Here is a 16,258-nt window from a genome sequence, read left to right on the forward strand (position 1 = left end):
TCTCACCAAGGCGCGAAGAAGGAACGTTTACCGGTAAACAAACGGTGTATCCCCTTAGCCCCGATGGGAGCGGCATCCTGTAAGCCCTTCGGGCGAAGCAGATACAGCAAACAGCGGGTGCGGCGTTTATAAAAATACGTAGGCGTGTGTGCTGCTAAGAATCGTACGCTTGCTGTAGTGTGGCAATGTCTATCTTTTTCATGTCCATAAGGGCGAGGACAACCTTGTTGCCTTTAACCGGGTCTTTGGTCATAAGTTCGTTGATTATGGTAGGCACCACCTGCCATGAAACACCGAAAGGGTCTTTCAGCCATCCGCATTGGCCTTCCTGACCGCCGTTAGCGGTAAGCGCATCCCAGTAGTAATCTACTTCCTGCTGGTTTGCACAATTTATTACAAAAGATGTGGCTTCGGTAGGAGGGAAGTTTGGGCTTCCGTTCAATATCATAAATTCCTGGTTTTCTATCTCGAAAGTAGCCACCAGTATTTCGCCGGGTAGTACGGGCGAGTTTTCTGGGTAATGCGAAATATCCTTGATTTTAGCATTCTTAAATACCGACATATACAAGTCGAGTGCCTCGTTTACCCTTCCGGTAAACCAAAGGCAGGGTGTGATTTTTTGCATAGCTGTTTTGTTTGTTTACCAAAGTTACGCAAAAACGGTGTGGCAGGGCAGGGGCAAAGCCGACACTAACGGGGTGCGAACGGGACAATAAAAAAGCCACCCCGTTAAGGATGGCCTATGATATTGTTGATTTTGAGATATTATTAATGCCTGTTAAAAAGATTGGAAATCGGATCCGGCTGGGCTTTATCGGGGTATTTTACGGCTATTTTAGTTATGGCGTTTTTCCATATCTCTATTCCTTCATTAGTACCCAGTAATTTTACCAAAGTAGTATAGTACTCCTCATTTTCTTTCCAGCAAATTCCCTGTACTTTGCACAGTTTATTCCAGCCTTGCTCTGCTTCAGCCACAGTCTTAAATTCTGTTTTATTAAGGTGTGCCTTTGCCCATTCGTTATAATCTACTTTTTCAGCCTTCGTTATCTCATCCCTGTTCAGGATAAAATGGATGTTTAGCAGGTATGTATTTTGTTCCCTGCAAGCAACCTCATAACTAGGTGAATGTATCAGCTTAAAATACAAGTATTCTACATGTGCCTGTAACGAATCTTTATTCACAATAACACCTTCCGGGGTGATATAGCTTTTTTGGGAATGGGCAGTCAGTGAAAAGGCCATAATAAACAGTAGCGAATACAACCTGTTTTTCATACGGGTATGGTTTACATATGAAAGTCTTTACCGTAAGTCTTTACCAGTTCCAAAAGGAGTTGTTTAAAACTATCTTGACCGCAACTTCCGGCAATTTCTCTCATATATTGGTGAAACAGCTTATTCTCTTCAGCCAATTTGGCATATGCTACCTTTTTTTTATCCCACAGCAGTTTTGCTTCATCATAACTTGTAAATTGGGTTTTGTCAAGGTTTTTCTCTGTCCACAATAATACTTTATCCTCACAGGTCAATGCATCAGCATCATCAATCCGCTGGCCTTTGGGTAACTTATTAAAAAAATTATCCCTTGCTTCCCTATAAGTAATCGCAACATTTGAATTGTATAATTTTGCATACATTTCCTTTGCTTTCTCATAACGGGATGTGCAATCAGAAGTATGCGATTTATCGACTTCACTGCTTTGCGCCTTTAACCCCTGCGTTAAGGCAATCAAAGTGAGCATGAGAATATATTTTAAACTTGTATTCACTCTATATTAAGATTAAAAATTACTCATCACAATTATTTAAGCAATCAGTAAGAACTGCACCGTCCTGTAAAATCATTAACTCATAACAATCTTCACATTCTTGAAGAGAACCGGTACCATTATAATACCAATCATTTAATGCCTCAGAATAGTATTGCTGAGATAAAGTAGTATTACTTGAAAATTGATTAAAGCATTCACAAGGATCATCTCCTGAAGGAACAGTCGGCGATGTCAGCTGTCCCCAAAGATGGCCTGGATTTGGTTGCTGACCAATTAACTGGTATAAACGTATATTAGCATTGTAAGAGGCTTGTGATAGTAAATGTACATTATTTAATTCTGCTGTTGCTTGAGCTAATGAAGAAAATTTTGTTGTCGCCAAATTTGTGTTAATCCAGTTTAAAAGTTTAGAAGTAGTATTTATTTGATTTTGAGTACCTCTAAAATTTACTTTTTTATAAAATGCAGTCTTTGCAGCCTGTGCAGCCAAATATTCTGGAGATTGTAACATTTGATTGTATAGGTTGTCAATTGTAGTGTTGCCGGTAGGCTTAGCGAAAACAGAATTATCTGTAACAGTTTCGCTTGACACCACTTCTGAATCATTACTACAAGAAAATAATAAAGTAATACCTAAAAATACTAATAAGATTTTTTTCATTTTGATTAGTTTTTAAAAAATTAGCCTACTTTCAGGTACAAAGCCCCTGTTTCGGCATGTCTGGCTGATTGGTTTACGTAAACAGGTACAAAAAAAAGAAAAAAACAATCTTACAAAAAATAGGTAAAACCCTATTTTTTCATTGCACAATAATCGATATAAAGTACAGAAAAACCGTTCAAAATGTATTTAAAATTTTTAACGCCGCTTATTTCTTTGGAAACCAATAAAAAGCGTACTTTTGCACCCTATTTTTCTGAGTATTATGAGAACCAAGTCGTTAAAAAAGAACAAGATAAACGTTATTACCCTGGGCTGTTCCAAGAATGTGTACGACAGCGAGGTGCTTATGGGCCAGCTGCGCGCCAGCGGTAAAGACGTTACCCATGAAGCTACCGGCCGCGACGAAGGCAACATTATTGTTATAAATACCTGTGGTTTTATAGACAATGCCAAGGAGGAGTCGGTAAACATGATACTGAATTATGTAGACAAGAAAGAACAGGGTATTGTAGACAAGGTTTTTGTTACCGGGTGCCTTAGCGAGCGCTATAAGCCGGACCTGCAAAAGGAAATACCCGATGTAGACCAGTATTTTGGCACTACCGAGTTGCCATTGCTGCTGAAAGCACTTGGCGCCGACTATAAGCACGAACTGCTTGGCGAACGTATAACCACTACACCAAAAAACTACGCTTACCTTAAAATAGCCGAGGGCTGCGACCGCCCGTGCAGTTTCTGTGCGATACCGCTTATGCGTGGCAAGCACGTAAGCCAGCCTATAGAAAAGCTGGTTAAGGAAGCGGAAGGCCTTGCCCGAAATGGCGTTAAGGAACTGATACTTATAGCGCAGGATCTTACCTACTACGGCCTGGACCTGTACAAAAAGCGTAACCTTGCCGAACTGCTGGAAAACCTTATAAAGGTGGAAGGCATAGAGTGGATTCGCCTGCACTACGCATTCCCGAGCGGGTTCCCGATGGATGTGCTGGAGCTGATGAACCGCGAACCGAAGATTTGCAACTATATAGATATCCCGCTGCAACACATTTCAGACAGCGTACTGAAATCGATGCGCCGCGGTACTACGAAAGAGAAAACAACCAAGCTGCTTAGGGAGTTCCGCCAAGCGGTTCCGGGCATGGCTATACGTACCACACTGATTGTGGGTTACCCGGGTGAAACCGAAGAAGATTTCCAGATATTGAAAGACTGGGTTACCGAAATGCGCTTTGAGCGCCTGGGCTGCTTTACTTACAGCCATGAGGAAAACACCCATGCTTACCTGCTGGAAGACGATGTGCCGCAGGATGTGAAGCAACAGCGTGCCAACGAAATCATGGAGATACAAAGCCAGATTTCGTGGGAACTGAACCAGGAAAAGATAGGCCAAACATTCCGTTGTGTGATAGACCGCAAAGAGGGAAGCCACTTTGTAGCCCGCACCGAGTTTGACAGTCCTGATGTAGATAACGAAGTACTGATTGATGCTACAAGCATTTACCTGAAAACAGGCGAGTTTGTAAACATCACCATAACAGACGCTACCGAGTTTGACCTGTACGGCGTGCCGGCAGCAAACCTGAATTAAAATTTAAGAAAGCCGAAGCACAACGCTCCGGCTTTTTTCGTATGTTTGGTTTACCAAATAACATTTTACATGAAACGCATTACCTTTATACTTACCATCATTTGCCTTGTATTTGCTGCTGAAGGCTACAGCCAAGTAAACCGCCGTATAGCCCCGGGGCAGTACAGGAACACCGGCTCTAAAAAAGACCCGAAGAAATATGACTTTGTGGAAAACAGTGTGGAATTTTATACCAAAGAGCTTAAACTGGACGATTTTCAGGTGGCGGCCGTAAGGCAGGTTTTTGAAACGGAAAGGGATAATGTTGAAGCGCTACAGGAGCTGGGTGAGGATGTTACTGTTGACGAAAAAAAGGAAAAAGCGTTTGCTATTACCGAGCGTATAGATGGTAAAATATTAAAACTGCTGAACCCTGAGCAGACAAAGAAATTTGAAGAGCTGAAGGCGAAGCGGAAGACGCATTAATAATTTTTTGAAAGGCACACAAAGCAGCCGCAAAGTTTCACAAAGGATTTTTGCACCTTTTTGAAGATGATATATTACAACACAAGAAGCCCGTATTCACGTAAGGTGTTTACGGGTTTGCTGTACCAAAACGGTTCGAATCCATCCAATCCCGTGGCTTCGTAGTCTTCTTTTACTTTAGCAAAGGTCATTGGCTTTTCGGTCACAGACAGTTTATCAAGTACGCTTTGCAGCCACTGCCCCTGTTCTTCAGCCGCCTGTACAGAAAAACTATCACGCTTACTATGGAAGGTAAGCGTGGCCATAGGGAACGTACGGCCTTTTTTGCTTTTGGTAAAAAACGCTATAGCGGGTTTGGTTCCTGTCCACACTACTTTTGCAGTAGGTTTTGTGCCAAAGCCTTCGTCTTCTTCCAGCACGTTGTATATGTAATCCGGGGCTACTTTGGTACGCGGCACTTTAAACTCGAACCAGTCCTGTAACGGATAGTCGAAACATATACCGTGCATAAAATTAAAGAGTGACTTCTTCAGCCCATAGCTGAATTTATCGTGGTTGGCACCGGTATTATCGGTAAACATAATATCGTTATTGGCAAAGGTGCCTACAATGTCACTGTCCTTCACCACGCCAAATTTATCGGGCTCTATACCCACAGGGCTGTGCGCCGTCATGGCAAACTGGTGCCAGAACCCGCTTTGCAGTATACCGAGTTCAAACATCTGGCGTACCATTTCGAGTGAATCAATGGTTTCCTGGGCGGTTTGCGTCGGGAAGCCGTACATAAGGTAGGCGTGTACCATAATGCCCGCTTCGGTAAAGTTGCGCGTCACCCGTGCTACCTGGGCTACGGTAACACCTTTTTGTATCAGTTCCAAAAGCCTGTCTGAAGCCACTTCTAGCCCACCCGAAACGGCAATACAGCCCGAAAGTTTCAGCAGTCGGCACAGGTCGGCAGTAAAGCTTTTTTCAAAGCGGATGTTTGTCCACCAACTTACGGTAAGGTTGCGGCGCAGAATCTCCAATGCTACTTCACGCATCAGTGCCGGTGGTGCGGCTTCGTCTACAAAATGGAAACCGTTTTGCCCGGTCTGGGCTACGAGTTCCTCCATACGGTCTACCAGTAGCTTGGCGGCTACAGGTTCGTATACCTTTATATAATCGAGTGAAATATCACAGAATGTGCATTTACCCCAGTAGCAGCCGTGCGCCATGGTGAGCTTGTTCCAGCGGCCGTCGCTCCACATGCGGTGCATGGGATTTACTACTTCTATGACCGAAATGTATTTGTCCAAAGGCAACCCGCTGTAATCCGGGGTGCCCACTTCGCTTTGTTTGTAATCCCTGCAACCGGAATTGTCTATGTACTTTACCTCGCCGTTTTGCAGCACAAACGTACGTTTTAGCTGGCTGATGTCGCGCTTGCCGTCGAGTTGTTCTATGATGCACTCTACAGGCGCTTCGCCATCGTCCAGCATTATGTAGTCGAAGAACTCCATAACACGCGGGTCGCTCAGGGAGCGCAGTTCCGTATTGGGGAAACCGCCACCCATAGCCGTTTTCATGTGTGGGAAATGCTCTTTAATATATTGCGCCGAACGGAAAGCCGCGTATAAATTGCCGGGGAACGGCACCGAAAAGCCCACCAGTTTCGGGTCGGTATTAAACAACAGCTCATCAAGCAGGTCGACAAGTATTTCGTCTATAAAAGTATAAGGCTGTTGCAGGCTTTCGTAAAGCTCGTCAAACGAGTTGGCCGAACGCCCAAGCCTTTCGGCATAGCGGCTGAAGCCAAAATGCGGGTCGGCGCACTCCACAATCAGGTCGCTTATATCCTCCAGGTACAGCGTGGCAAGGTGCTTGGCCTTGTCCTGCGTGCCCATGGAGCCAAACGCCCAGTCCAGTTCCTCCAGCTGTGCAAAACGCGAAGCCTCGGGCAGGAATTCCTCGCTGCATATAAGGTGTGCCAGCGTGGGATTTTTGCCCTGCAAAAACAGGATAACCGGGTCTATGGTTTTCAGGTACTCGTTTTTAAGGGCAAGGATGCGTTCAGCGTTTTCTGTTCTCACCCCCGGCCCCTCTCCGAAGGAGAGGGGGGCAGCTTCACTCGTATACTGTTTCTCATTAACCCCAAAAAGAGTTTCACTCGTATGATTTGGTGTGCCTTCAATATAATCAAATAGCCTTGTAAGCCCTTCTTTAGAGAACAGCCGTAGTATTACCTCTATGCCCAGGTCGGCCTGCGCGGTGGCTATACCTTTGGTATTCAGGAAACCTTTCAGGTAGGCCGTGGCGGGGTACGGGGTGTTCAGCTGGGTGAACGGCGGGGTTATCATTACTACTTTGGCGCTCAAAACATGCGGGGTTTAGGGTGCAAAAGTACGCCTTATTTGGCAGACGGCAAACGGGCGGGATTTTTGGGTATATTTGGGAGTATAAACCAACCTTTTACCTGAAATTGTTATCCTTATGGGTATGAAGAAATCACTATTAATCATAAGCCTGTTTTACGCAGCCACCTGCTTTGCGCAAATCCATATTAAAGATACGATTGTGGGGCAAATACGGTCGTGCAGGGAAACCATATATCCGCTTAAAATGAGTAAAGAGGTTATAACAACGGTTGATTTGTCATTAATAGAGTCCTATCTACCCTCTTTAGGACGCAATGAACTTGAGTTACAGCGAATACGTAATGTATGGTATAGCTATCCTTTTTCAGGTAATTTAAACTACTATAAGGAATATGATAATAAATATAGGAAAGTTAAAGAAAAGTGGGAAGATTACCTGTCTGACCTTGAGACTGTTTTTACCTATAAGTACGATACCTTAAACCGTATAACAGAAATTAAAGAATTTGATGATGGTGAAGCAGGAACAACAGAAAGGCGTAGCTACAACTACAAAGGGCAGCTGGTAGCCAAGCTAACCGATTACGCTGATTTTTATTTGTACAGCTATTATGAATACAACGACAAAAACGAATGCATAAAAATAAGCCGCTTCGACGAGGAGGGAAAGGCAACTGAAACACATTATGTTTATGAAAATGGTAAGGTAACACAATTGAAAACCTTATCTGACAGTAAGGTTACCGTCATTCCCGGCGTTAGCCGTACCTACACTAAAGGGGATTGGGTTGAAAAGCTGGTTGAGGAATATTTCTACGACGAAAGGGGAAATCGGGTTAAAACATGTAATTACAGTCGCGTAATAAATTTAGATACCACAGAACCTTACTGCACTACGTATACCTACGACAGTAAAGGGAACAAAACAGCAACCTATATGAACGGAGAGTTGAATGGTGCAACAACTTATTATCCCGATGGCAAAATTAAAAGGATACAAAGTGCACTAAACAAATCTTATATTGAATATTATTACAAAGGTGATTTACTCACTAAGGTAATCCAGCAGGATAGCAGTGAAAAAAACACCATCGAATTTTCATACATTTTTGACGAACGTAACAACTGGGTGCAGCAAACCAAGAGTGTAAACGGAAAACCGGCTTACATTCGCCAAAGGACAATAGTGTACTACGAGCCGGTTGTTGATTTTAAAATCAATAAGGAGTAATGCTTGCAAGCCGCTCATAATTGTATAAAACTTTCCCTTACATTTGTTACAAACAAGTCAACAAACCCATTATGAAAAAATATCTTTTAGCGGCAGCGTTCATGCTGCTTACATCATACATATCTGCCCAGGTAAACAGTTGCCAGTGTCCCGAAAGTGCAGATGCAGGCATAGCCGAGGGCGATACCCCGCAAAAGGTATTTACCTTTAAAAACGGCATGCAGATTATTTTATGCGGCTATGAAAACGAAGAGGACGGGAAGGCTGTGTATTCTGAATTTATATTGCAGGAATGCGACAGCCCCGATATTATCGGTTTTTGGGAAGCCTTGTTTACCGGTACGGTAGAGTTTAAGAACAACGTTATTTTTATCAGGGAGCAAATGCAGCTGCCCGTGGGGCCAAACCGCAGTTTTGTAACCACCACATGGAGCACCGAAACCATACAATACCTGGACAAGTCGCTGGTGCGAAAGCGCGTAATAAACCGCAGCATCCGCAAGTACACCGAGGCTGAAATTAAGGCCACCCTTCAGGAATTTGAAAGCGGCAGTGCCAAATACAAAGGCGACGTGGAAGACCTGATAAGCAGGCTGTTTATTGCGGCGCTTTCGGGTAATACTAAGGCCAAGACTTACTTTGACGATTTTGATACCTTTACCACCTTAGACGGTGCCGTGGCCGAGCAGTATAAAGACCTGAGTGCTATGCTGAGTGATTATGTAAGGAATTAAGGTAACGTATGAAAAAACTGTGGTATATCTTCCTTATAGTTTTCATCCAGGCACAAGCACAGGAGTGTATGTGCAAAAGTGAAGGTTTTTTAGAGGGTGACATTCCTTCCTGGGCTGTATATAATTTCAGTGACGGCTTAAAACTAAAGCTGTGTGCAGATTACTCCTTGGACCTGGAAGATAATACAGGAAATACCTACTTTGATAATTTTGCGATAAGAAAATGTGATAATGATTCGATAATTACTATTAGTGACGAACCGTTTCATAACACAATAAAATTTGAAAAAGACCAGCTTATCATTAACCAGTACATTGAGCTGGCTACAGGTAAGGGGAGGAGCCTGGTACAAGTACTTTGGGGTACTAAAAAGCTTACTTATACTGATAAAACATTCACTACAGAATACACTCCGGGCAAAAATATTCACTATACCAAAGCTGATATAGACAAGACCCTTAAGGAGTTTCGGGCTGGCAGTAAAGTGGTTGCTGCAGCAGACGTGGAAACCCTTATTTCGAGGTTATTTGTTGCTGCAATAAGTGGTAGCAAAGAGGCGGAAGAGTGTTTTCTAAATTTTAAAAAGCAATTTCCCGAACTTGATGAGGGTGCTATGGAAACTTATGATAACCTGCAATTACTGCTCAAACAAAAGCAGCAATAAACCTAAAAAATCCTCATTTTGCAGCAAAACCCCATTATTTTGTAAGGAAAGGCGGCATTAAGTTTTCTTAAAAAAGCTTTAAAAGGTGTATATTTACGCCTGCCAATTTACAAACTAATGATACGAATATTTGCCACGCTGTTCTTTATATGCCTTATTGCCCCCTTACATGCCCAAAAGCTTACACTGAGCGAACTGGTTTCGCTTGTAAATAAGCCGGATACCGAACAGGCAGGCACCGTTTTACAGTCCAAAAACTATAGCTTTTTTGGCACACAAAAAGGCCAGACGGATGCCGATGCCGTTACCACTTGGAACTTTACTTACAACAATAACGAAACGGCTGCCGTAAACCTGTACAGCTTCAACGGCACCCCTGCCAAAATAACCTACACCCTGCCGAATAAAGATGCTTTTGCCCTGATACAAAAGGCCATGCCGGTACTCAACTTTAAGCCGGTTAGCAAAAAACAGGAAGACGATAAGGAGATAGCCACACTATACAGCAAAAATTTTATACTGCTTGCCGAAACTCCCACTGCTGATGCCACTGCGCCATATACCGTTACGCTTATAAAAAAGCTCAGTGCATACGATCCTGCCAACGGCAGTAAAAAAGACTACTACGAAGACAACACGCTTGCCGCCGAATACACCCTGAAAGACGGTAAACTTACCGGTATACTGCGCACTTATTACGAAAATGGCCTGCTGAAACTGAACGGGCATTACCTTAACGATGTTGCCGAGGGCCGCTTTGAGGAGTACGATACCCTGGGCTTTAAATCGATGGAATACCAGATGAAGAACGGCCTGAAAACCGGGCTGCTTTCGGTATTTGAGCGCAACAGGCTCAGTGCTACAACAAACTATGTAAACGGATTGAAAAGCGGTGCGTATAATGAGTATTTCTATGATAGCGAGTCGGGCGACCTGAAGCTGAAACTGTACGGCCAGTACGTTAAAGACGAAATGGAAGGCACCTGGAAGATTTTCCTTGTAGAAGCCGATAAAGAAACACCGATTAGCTACCGTAATTACAAAAAGGGCAAGGCCGAAGGCGAGTTCCAGGAAACAACAAAAGACAGCGTGATTACCGGCACCTACCGTAACGGGCAAATGGACGGAAGCTATAAAATCTATTGGGATATGGAGGCTTCCGCTATGGGAGGTTATGCCAAAAGGGGCATCACCGGCCTGAAATTGGTTACCGAAGGCAACTACGCCACCGGCAAGCGCAGCGGCAACTGGAAGTACTACGACCACAATAACACCCTGATTACCGAAGGTGATTTTGCCGATGATAAGGAAACCGGTACCTGGCGCTACTACTACCCGCGCTACTTCAACCGCAAGGGCACCGAAGTATCTTACGCAGGCGAACTGTACCTTACCCGTACCTATGCCGAGGGTAGCCTTAGTGGTAAGTCGGTGCGATACTCGTATCTTGAAGAAAAGCAATTCCCGTGCGAAAGCAACAGCGTATGCTACGAAAGCATTTACCATAAATTCCTGGAAACGGCCAGCTACAGCAACAACATGCTGAATGGCTTGTATGAGGTAGTAAACCCGCAAGGTGGTGTGGTGGTAAAGGGCATGTATGCATCTAACCTTAAAGAGGGGCAATGGCTGGAACACCCTACGGGCGAATATTTCAGCAAAGGCAGCTACATACACGATAAGAAAACCGGCACCTGGATAGACACCGATATGTCCGGCAGCATAATACGCACCTGCACCTATAACGAAAATGGCCTGCCCGAAGGCGAGGAAGTAGTGTATAAAAACGGGCGCATTACAGCTAATAACACGTTTAGCAATGGGCTACTCACCAAATCCATTGAGTATGACGACAAAGGTAAACCACTTACAGAATATACCCTGCACGATTTTAAACCTGAAAGCTTCAGGATAACGATTACCAACTATTTGCCCAATAAAAACAGGGAAGCACAGGAATATACCTTTGTAAAAACGGAGGATATAGACTTTGAATATTTCAAGGCTATATTGTTACCTGTGCTGAATACTGATAGCTGTTATAAAGACGGTACCTATACTGTTACCGATGCCAAAAACAACCTGCTGGTTAGTGGTAGCTACCTTAAAGAAGTGCAAATCGGCCTGTGGCGTTACTTCCATTACGACCAGAAAGTGAAAGTGGAAAGTAACTACACCAATGGCGAAAAAGTGGATGAAACCTATTACCTCATTGGTAAAGACAGTCCTTACAGCGGCAGATTTACCTATACCGATGAAAAAGCGGGTACTAAGGAAATCCGTAAAATAAAGAACGGCCTTAAGCACGGCAATACTTTTGTAAAAGACCTGAAAACAGACGACATCCTGCGCAAGGAAAAGTACGAGGAGGGCGTTTTAGTTGCCAATGAATAGTCAGCTGATTACAACATCCGTTCGTGGTAATTAGTGAAATTCGTGTCGAAAACATTTACACTATTTATAGAAAAGCTTCGATAAATTTATTTTTGCGTACCTTTGCTTAAAATATAAACGCAATGCCCACGGACTGTATCAGCTATCAAAATTCAGGTTATTTTACTCCCCTAATGGTAGATTACCTTAACCAAAAGGACAACCTGAAACCGCTGTACCACCGTTTCCCCACCCTGCAAAACTTTGAAACACAGGTTGCCGAAAAGCAGCAAAACTTTCCGCAGCACAACCGTAATGTACTGGTAAATGCTTTGCAACAGCAGTACAAAACCGTTACAGCATCGGCAGGGACATTGCATAATATCAATTTACTGGCAGAAGATACTACCTTCACCGTAACCACCGGCCACCAGCTGAACCTGTTTACCGGCCCACTGTATTTCCTTTACAAAATAGTTTCGGCCATCAACCTGGCTAAAGAGCTTAAGGCGGCTTACCCCGCTTATAACTTTGTACCGGTATACTGGATGGCAACGGAAGACCACGATTTTGAGGAGATAAATTACTTTACCTTCCGCGATAAAAAAATCCGCTGGAACCGCGAAAGTGCAGGCCCCGTAGGCCGCCTTTCTACCAATGGGCTTGCGGCAGTACTGGAGGTTTTTGCCAAAGAACTGGGGCCCGGCGATAATGCAAAATGGCTTACCACCCTTTTTGAAAATGCCTACCTGAAACACGAAACGCTGGCCGAGGCTACATTTTACCTGGCTAATGAATTGTTTAAAGACTACGGCCTGGTTATCATTGACGGTGATAAGCCCGAACTGAAAAAACTGTTGGCTCCTTACGCAAAAGAGGAACTGCTACAACAAACAAGCCACGGCAAGGTCGCCGAAACTACGGCATTGCTTAAAGACTATAACGTACAGGTAAACCCGCGCGACATCAACCTGTTTTATATAGAAGACAACCTGCGCGAACGGATTATCTTGCAAGACGGCACCTACTACATCAACAATACGCGCCTGAAATTCAGTGAAAGCGAAATACTTGCCGAACTGGAAAACCACCCTGAAAAGTTCAGCCCGAACGTGATTATGCGTCCGCTGTACCAGGAAGTAATTTTGCCTAACCTTGCCTACATAGGCGGTGGTGGCGAACTGGCCTACTGGCTGGAACTGAAGTCGTTTTTCGATTCGCAAAACGTTACCTTCCCCATGCTGCTGATGCGTAACTCGGTGCTGCTTTCCACACAGAAACAGGCCGAAAAACTGGATAAGCTCGGGCTTACCTGGGCTGATGTTTTCAGCAAGCAACAAACCTTATTGAATAAAAAGGTACAGGAGTTTTCGCAATTCTGCCTGAATTTCTCCGGCCTTAAAGAAACACTGCAAAACCAGTTTGCTCAATTACAGTCCATAGCTGCCAAAACCGACAGTACCTTTACCGGCGCCGTAAAAGCACAGGAGCTGAAACAACTGAAAGGGCTTGAAAACCTTGAAAAACGTTTGGTAAAAGCCGAAAAGCGCAACCACCGTGACCAACTGGAACGTATAGCTGCATTGCAAAACGAACTGTTCCCGAACCGCAGCCTTCAGGAGCGCCGCAACAACTTCAGCGAGTTTTATTTAGATTATGACGGCAGACTTATTGCCGAACTTTTTGCACAGCTAAAACCACTGGAGCAGGAGTTTAACATCATTGTTTTGTAATTTTCTGTATATTTACAGGAAACGTTTTGCCATGGACATTGCAGCTGAAAAAGCCCGCCTTAAAGAAGAAATAGATAAAGTAACCGACCCATCTGTTTTGATGCAGATAAGGAATTTGCTGGAGCATACTGAGGACACCATACTTACACCTGAACAGATAAAGATGGTGCAGGAAGAACATGCTAAATATATGAATGATCCATCAACTTTAGAAAGTTGGGATGACTTTAAAGCCAAAATTCGAAAGGAGAATGGCATTTAAAATATTCGTTTCAGAATTTGCTAAACTAAATATTAGTGACGGAATGCATTGGTATGAAAGCAGACAAAAAGAATTGGGCGCTAAATTCTTTGATGCTGTTTCAGACACAATGGATTACATAATTTATAATCCTTATCTTTTTCCTTTAAAGAATTATGGATTTAGGGAATCTGTAGTTGCCGGGTTTCCTTATATGATTATCTATAAGGTAATCGATGATACAATATATATAACCTCAGTATTCAACACCTATAAAAATCCACACAAAAAGCCCAATAAATAAAATTCTCTAAATTTTGGTAAAAAACGGTTTCGTTGTTGAAGAATATCCAACGGAAATACTAATTTTGCCGAAAATCTAAAACAAATTATGGCAACAAACAGGACCTTCACCATGATTAAGCCCGATGCAGTAGAAAAAGGGCACATCGGCGGTATACTATCTATGATTACTGAAGCCGGCTTCAGGATTGTATCCCTTAAACTTACCCAACTTACTGTGGCTGATGCGCAGGCTTTTTATGCCGTACACAGCGAAAGGCCTTTTTACGGTGAGCTTGTAAGCTTTATGTCGCGCGGTCCTATCGTGGCGGCTATCCTTGAAAAAGACAATGCAGTGGAAGACTTCCGTAAGCTTATCGGGGCTACTAACCCTGCTGATGCAGCCGAAGGTACTATCCGTAAAAAATATGCTACCTCTATGGGCGAAAATGCCGTTCACGGTTCAGACAGTGACGAAAATGCTGCTATAGAAGGTAACTTCCATTTTGCAGGAAGGGAGCAATTCTAAATCTCACCTTACTGTAAATCAAAAAGCCATCCCTTATAGAGGATGGCTTTTTGCGTTATATAAAAGCAAGATGAAAAATTACAGGTCTAAGGTGTACGACAGCGTTATGTTATTACTGGTGGTTTTTACCTGCGCGGCATCGGTAAGGCCGGGAGTAAACAATGATATGTTGTTCTTTTGCTGTTGCCATGTATAGGCAAGGTCCAGCCTTGAACTGCCAAAGCTATAACCAAGCCCTCCCGAAACGCTATTAAGGTCGCCTATGGTATTGCCGTTTTTGTACGGGCTTTGCTGCATGCGGTATCCGCCCCTCAGGCTCAGCATTTTTACACGCCATTCGGTACCTATACGCAGGTCGCCTGCCCAGTCCAGGTTGTTGCTTAGTTCAGTATTCAGGGCGTTGTAGCGGTTAGTAGTGTAGCGGGTATTGCCATAATTGCGCATACCGTAGTCTACGCTTATAAGCCCCTGTTTGGCAAAGATAAATGCCGCACTGGCAGTATACTTACTTGGGGTACGTATACCGTAGTCATCGCCTACCATTGTTACACCGGGATTGGTATAAAAAGTTTGCCCGCCGGCGGTGCTGCTAATTACCTGTGTAATTTCGTCCTGCAGCCTTAGCCACGTAGGCGATTCATACGCAAGGCCCACACGCACCGGTTCGCTTATTTTAAGTATAGCACCTACGTTAAGCGAAGCACCACCGCCATAGGTATAGCGCTTGGTATCAAACTGCAGGCTTTGCAGGCCTTCGCCGCTACCGTTGTTTGTGTCTTCGTAGAAGCTGGTGCGGTTTATATAATCGGTAAAATGCAGGTTTATGTTTGCGCCTACATACAGCCTCTTTTTTAGCTGGGCAGCAAAGTTTATTGCCACCTTACCATTATACCCGGTGGTAGAAATATAGCTTTCCTGATAGTGGTTCGTGCTGTTTGCCGGTAGGTTAGCTTCATATTGTGTATTATCAGACGCATCGGTTACCGGGTTAAAGGCATAAGCATTATACCCCAGGTAGGCCTGCTGGTCTATAAAATTCATGTTAGGGTAGTCGTATATGGTGCTGTTGTTAAGATAGCCCAAATTGATACCTCCTTCATTGCCAATGCCATTTGCGTAGCGCAGAAAGTAGTCGGCTATGCTGCCGGTAGGGTTTACACCTGCAAGTGTCATGGTGTTTTCAAAGCTTTGTGTGTTCTCATAGTTAATGCCTACGGTAAACTTATTTATAACAGCATCTTCCTTACCGTTATTAAACACAAAAAACATCCCCAGCTGGTTCAGGTCAAACCCGTTGCCGTTTTTTTCAGTACGGTCGCCAAAATAGGTGGCACCGTTGTTCATGTTATAGCTGCTTAGGGTAAGGGTGCCTGTGTTGTAGTTAAATATAGCCGAACCTGCAGGGTTAATGTTTATAGCCGAAGGGTCGCCGCCCACTGCGCCAAAAGCACCCGCCATAGCACGGAAACGCGCTGTACCGGTAATGTTGTCCGGGGCGTAGCGCAACGGGTCTTGTGCGGTATTCATGTCTTGCTGGGCATGCGCAGTTGCTGCTGCCAGTAGTATGGCTGCCGAAGAGAGTATTTTTTTCATAGCCTGAAAGGTAGTGAGTGTATGGTATAAA

General features: G+C 43.9%; 16 protein-coding genes. 10 read left to right on the top strand and 6 right to left on the bottom strand.

Translation table 11 applies throughout. From position 1 onward, the window contains the following. Nucleotides 1-154: 154 nt before the first annotated feature. From ACZIX4_RS00005 to ACZIX4_RS00020, 4 genes are all read right to left on the bottom strand, one after another. Nucleotides 155-625 carry a VOC family protein gene (locus tag ACZIX4_RS00005; RefSeq protein ID WP_463333565.1) on the bottom strand — a complete coding sequence of 157 codons (471 nt, stop codon included), beginning with the start codon at nucleotides 623-625 and terminating at the stop codon, nucleotides 155-157. 143 nt (nucleotides 626-768) lie between these two features. Continuing rightward, on the bottom strand, nucleotides 769-1,278 hold the full coding sequence (locus ACZIX4_RS00010) for a hypothetical protein (protein ID WP_463333566.1): 510 nt from the start codon (nucleotides 1,276-1,278) through the stop codon (nucleotides 769-771). Between the two features lie 11 nt (nucleotides 1,279-1,289). Further along, nucleotides 1,290-1,772: a hypothetical protein gene (locus ACZIX4_RS00015; RefSeq protein WP_463333567.1), complete on the bottom strand. Its 483-nt coding sequence runs from the start codon at nucleotides 1,770-1,772 to the stop codon at nucleotides 1,290-1,292. 19 nt (nucleotides 1,773-1,791) lie between these two features. After that, nucleotides 1,792-2,436, bottom strand: coding sequence for a hypothetical protein (locus ACZIX4_RS00020; protein WP_463333568.1), 645 nt, complete (start codon nucleotides 2,434-2,436; stop codon nucleotides 1,792-1,794). Nucleotides 2,437-2,701: 265 nt separating this feature from the next. Between ACZIX4_RS00020 and rimO the strand changes: the two genes are divergently transcribed. After that, on the top strand, nucleotides 2,702-4,027 hold the full coding sequence (gene rimO, locus ACZIX4_RS00025; RefSeq protein WP_463333569.1) for a 30S ribosomal protein S12 methylthiotransferase RimO: 1,326 nt from the start codon (nucleotides 2,702-2,704) through the stop codon (nucleotides 4,025-4,027). A gap of 69 nt (nucleotides 4,028-4,096) precedes the next feature. After that, entirely contained in the window at nucleotides 4,097-4,492 is a 396-nt protein-coding gene (locus tag ACZIX4_RS00030; RefSeq protein ID WP_463333570.1) for a hypothetical protein, read from the top strand. Nucleotides 4,493-4,566: 74 nt separating this feature from the next. On the opposite strand, the gene ACZIX4_RS00035 is transcribed toward ACZIX4_RS00030, so the two are convergent. Continuing rightward, on the bottom strand, nucleotides 4,567-6,846 hold the full coding sequence (locus ACZIX4_RS00035) for a B12-binding domain-containing radical SAM protein (protein WP_463333571.1): 2,280 nt from the start codon (nucleotides 6,844-6,846) through the stop codon (nucleotides 4,567-4,569). Nucleotides 6,847-6,967: 121 nt separating this feature from the next. Between ACZIX4_RS00035 and ACZIX4_RS00040 the strand changes: the two genes are divergently transcribed. The 8 genes from ACZIX4_RS00040 (at nucleotide 6,968) to ACZIX4_RS00075 (ending at nucleotide 14,634) form a co-directional block, all read left to right on the top strand. Beyond that, nucleotides 6,968-8,077, top strand: a complete 1,110-nt coding sequence (locus ACZIX4_RS00040; protein ID WP_463333572.1) for a hypothetical protein — start codon at nucleotides 6,968-6,970, stop codon at nucleotides 8,075-8,077. A 71-nt stretch (nucleotides 8,078-8,148) separates the two neighbouring features. Next, nucleotides 8,149-8,811 (top strand): hypothetical protein, encoded by a 663-nt coding sequence (locus ACZIX4_RS00045; protein WP_463333573.1) that lies wholly within the window; start codon nucleotides 8,149-8,151, stop codon nucleotides 8,809-8,811. A gap of 8 nt (nucleotides 8,812-8,819) precedes the next feature. Further along, a complete protein-coding gene (locus ACZIX4_RS00050; protein ID WP_463333574.1) occupies nucleotides 8,820-9,476 on the top strand; it encodes a hypothetical protein in 657 nt (218 codons plus the stop codon). Nucleotides 9,477-9,593: 117 nt separating this feature from the next. Beyond that, nucleotides 9,594-11,870: a toxin-antitoxin system YwqK family antitoxin gene (locus ACZIX4_RS00055; protein ID WP_463333575.1), complete on the top strand. Its 2,277-nt coding sequence runs from the start codon at nucleotides 9,594-9,596 to the stop codon at nucleotides 11,868-11,870. Nucleotides 11,871-11,992: 122 nt separating this feature from the next. Continuing rightward, complete coding sequence (gene bshC / locus ACZIX4_RS00060; RefSeq protein ID WP_463333576.1) at nucleotides 11,993-13,582, top strand: bacillithiol biosynthesis cysteine-adding enzyme BshC; 1,590 nt, start codon at nucleotides 11,993-11,995, stop codon at nucleotides 13,580-13,582. Between the two features lie 31 nt (nucleotides 13,583-13,613). Beyond that, a complete protein-coding gene (locus tag ACZIX4_RS00065) occupies nucleotides 13,614-13,844 on the top strand; it encodes a hypothetical protein (protein ID WP_463333577.1) in 231 nt (76 codons plus the stop codon). Then, nucleotides 13,834-14,127, top strand: coding sequence for a type II toxin-antitoxin system RelE/ParE family toxin (locus ACZIX4_RS00070; RefSeq protein WP_463333578.1), 294 nt, complete (start codon nucleotides 13,834-13,836; stop codon nucleotides 14,125-14,127). Before ACZIX4_RS00065 ends, ACZIX4_RS00070 begins: the two co-directional genes overlap by 11 nt. Before the next feature lie 87 nt (nucleotides 14,128-14,214). Continuing rightward, nucleotides 14,215-14,634, top strand: coding sequence for a nucleoside-diphosphate kinase (locus tag ACZIX4_RS00075; RefSeq protein ID WP_411408915.1), 420 nt, complete (start codon nucleotides 14,215-14,217; stop codon nucleotides 14,632-14,634). 78 nt (nucleotides 14,635-14,712) lie between these two features. Here the strand turns inward: ACZIX4_RS00075 and ACZIX4_RS00080 are convergent, their stop codons facing one another. Continuing rightward, the gene (locus ACZIX4_RS00080) at nucleotides 14,713-16,227 is read right to left on the bottom strand and encodes an OmpP1/FadL family transporter (protein ID WP_463333579.1); all 1,515 of its coding nucleotides are present in this window, start codon (nucleotides 16,225-16,227) and stop codon (nucleotides 14,713-14,715) included. Between the last annotated feature and the right edge of the window lie 31 nt (nucleotides 16,228-16,258).

The organism is Flavobacterium niveum (assembly GCF_055231775.1).

Excerpts from the sequence above, each read along its gene's own strand:
- ACZIX4_RS00005 (WP_463333565.1), bottom strand. The coding sequence starts at position 625 with ATGCAAAAAATCACACCCTGCCTTTGGTTTACCGGAAGGGTAAACGAG.
- ACZIX4_RS00010 (WP_463333566.1), bottom strand. The coding sequence starts at position 1,278 with ATGAAAAACAGGTTGTATTCGCTACTGTTTATTATGGCCTTTTCACTG.
- ACZIX4_RS00020 (WP_463333568.1), bottom strand. The coding sequence starts at position 2,436 with ATGAAAAAAATCTTATTAGTATTTTTAGGTATTACTTTATTATTTTCT.
- rimO (WP_463333569.1), top strand. The coding sequence starts at position 2,702 with ATGAGAACCAAGTCGTTAAAAAAGAACAAGATAAACGTTATTACCCTG.
- ACZIX4_RS00030 (WP_463333570.1), top strand. The coding sequence starts at position 4,097 with ATGAAACGCATTACCTTTATACTTACCATCATTTGCCTTGTATTTGCT.
- ACZIX4_RS00040 (WP_463333572.1), top strand. The coding sequence starts at position 6,968 with ATGAAGAAATCACTATTAATCATAAGCCTGTTTTACGCAGCCACCTGC.
- ACZIX4_RS00045 (WP_463333573.1), top strand. The coding sequence starts at position 8,149 with ATGAAAAAATATCTTTTAGCGGCAGCGTTCATGCTGCTTACATCATAC.
- ACZIX4_RS00050 (WP_463333574.1), top strand. The coding sequence starts at position 8,820 with ATGAAAAAACTGTGGTATATCTTCCTTATAGTTTTCATCCAGGCACAA.
- ACZIX4_RS00055 (WP_463333575.1), top strand. The coding sequence starts at position 9,594 with ATGATACGAATATTTGCCACGCTGTTCTTTATATGCCTTATTGCCCCC.
- bshC (WP_463333576.1), top strand. The coding sequence starts at position 11,993 with ATGCCCACGGACTGTATCAGCTATCAAAATTCAGGTTATTTTACTCCC.
- ACZIX4_RS00065 (WP_463333577.1), top strand. The coding sequence starts at position 13,614 with ATGGACATTGCAGCTGAAAAAGCCCGCCTTAAAGAAGAAATAGATAAA.
- ACZIX4_RS00070 (WP_463333578.1), top strand. The coding sequence starts at position 13,834 with ATGGCATTTAAAATATTCGTTTCAGAATTTGCTAAACTAAATATTAGT.
- ACZIX4_RS00075 (WP_411408915.1), top strand. The coding sequence starts at position 14,215 with ATGGCAACAAACAGGACCTTCACCATGATTAAGCCCGATGCAGTAGAA.
- ACZIX4_RS00080 (WP_463333579.1), bottom strand. The coding sequence starts at position 16,227 with ATGAAAAAAATACTCTCTTCGGCAGCCATACTACTGGCAGCAGCAACT.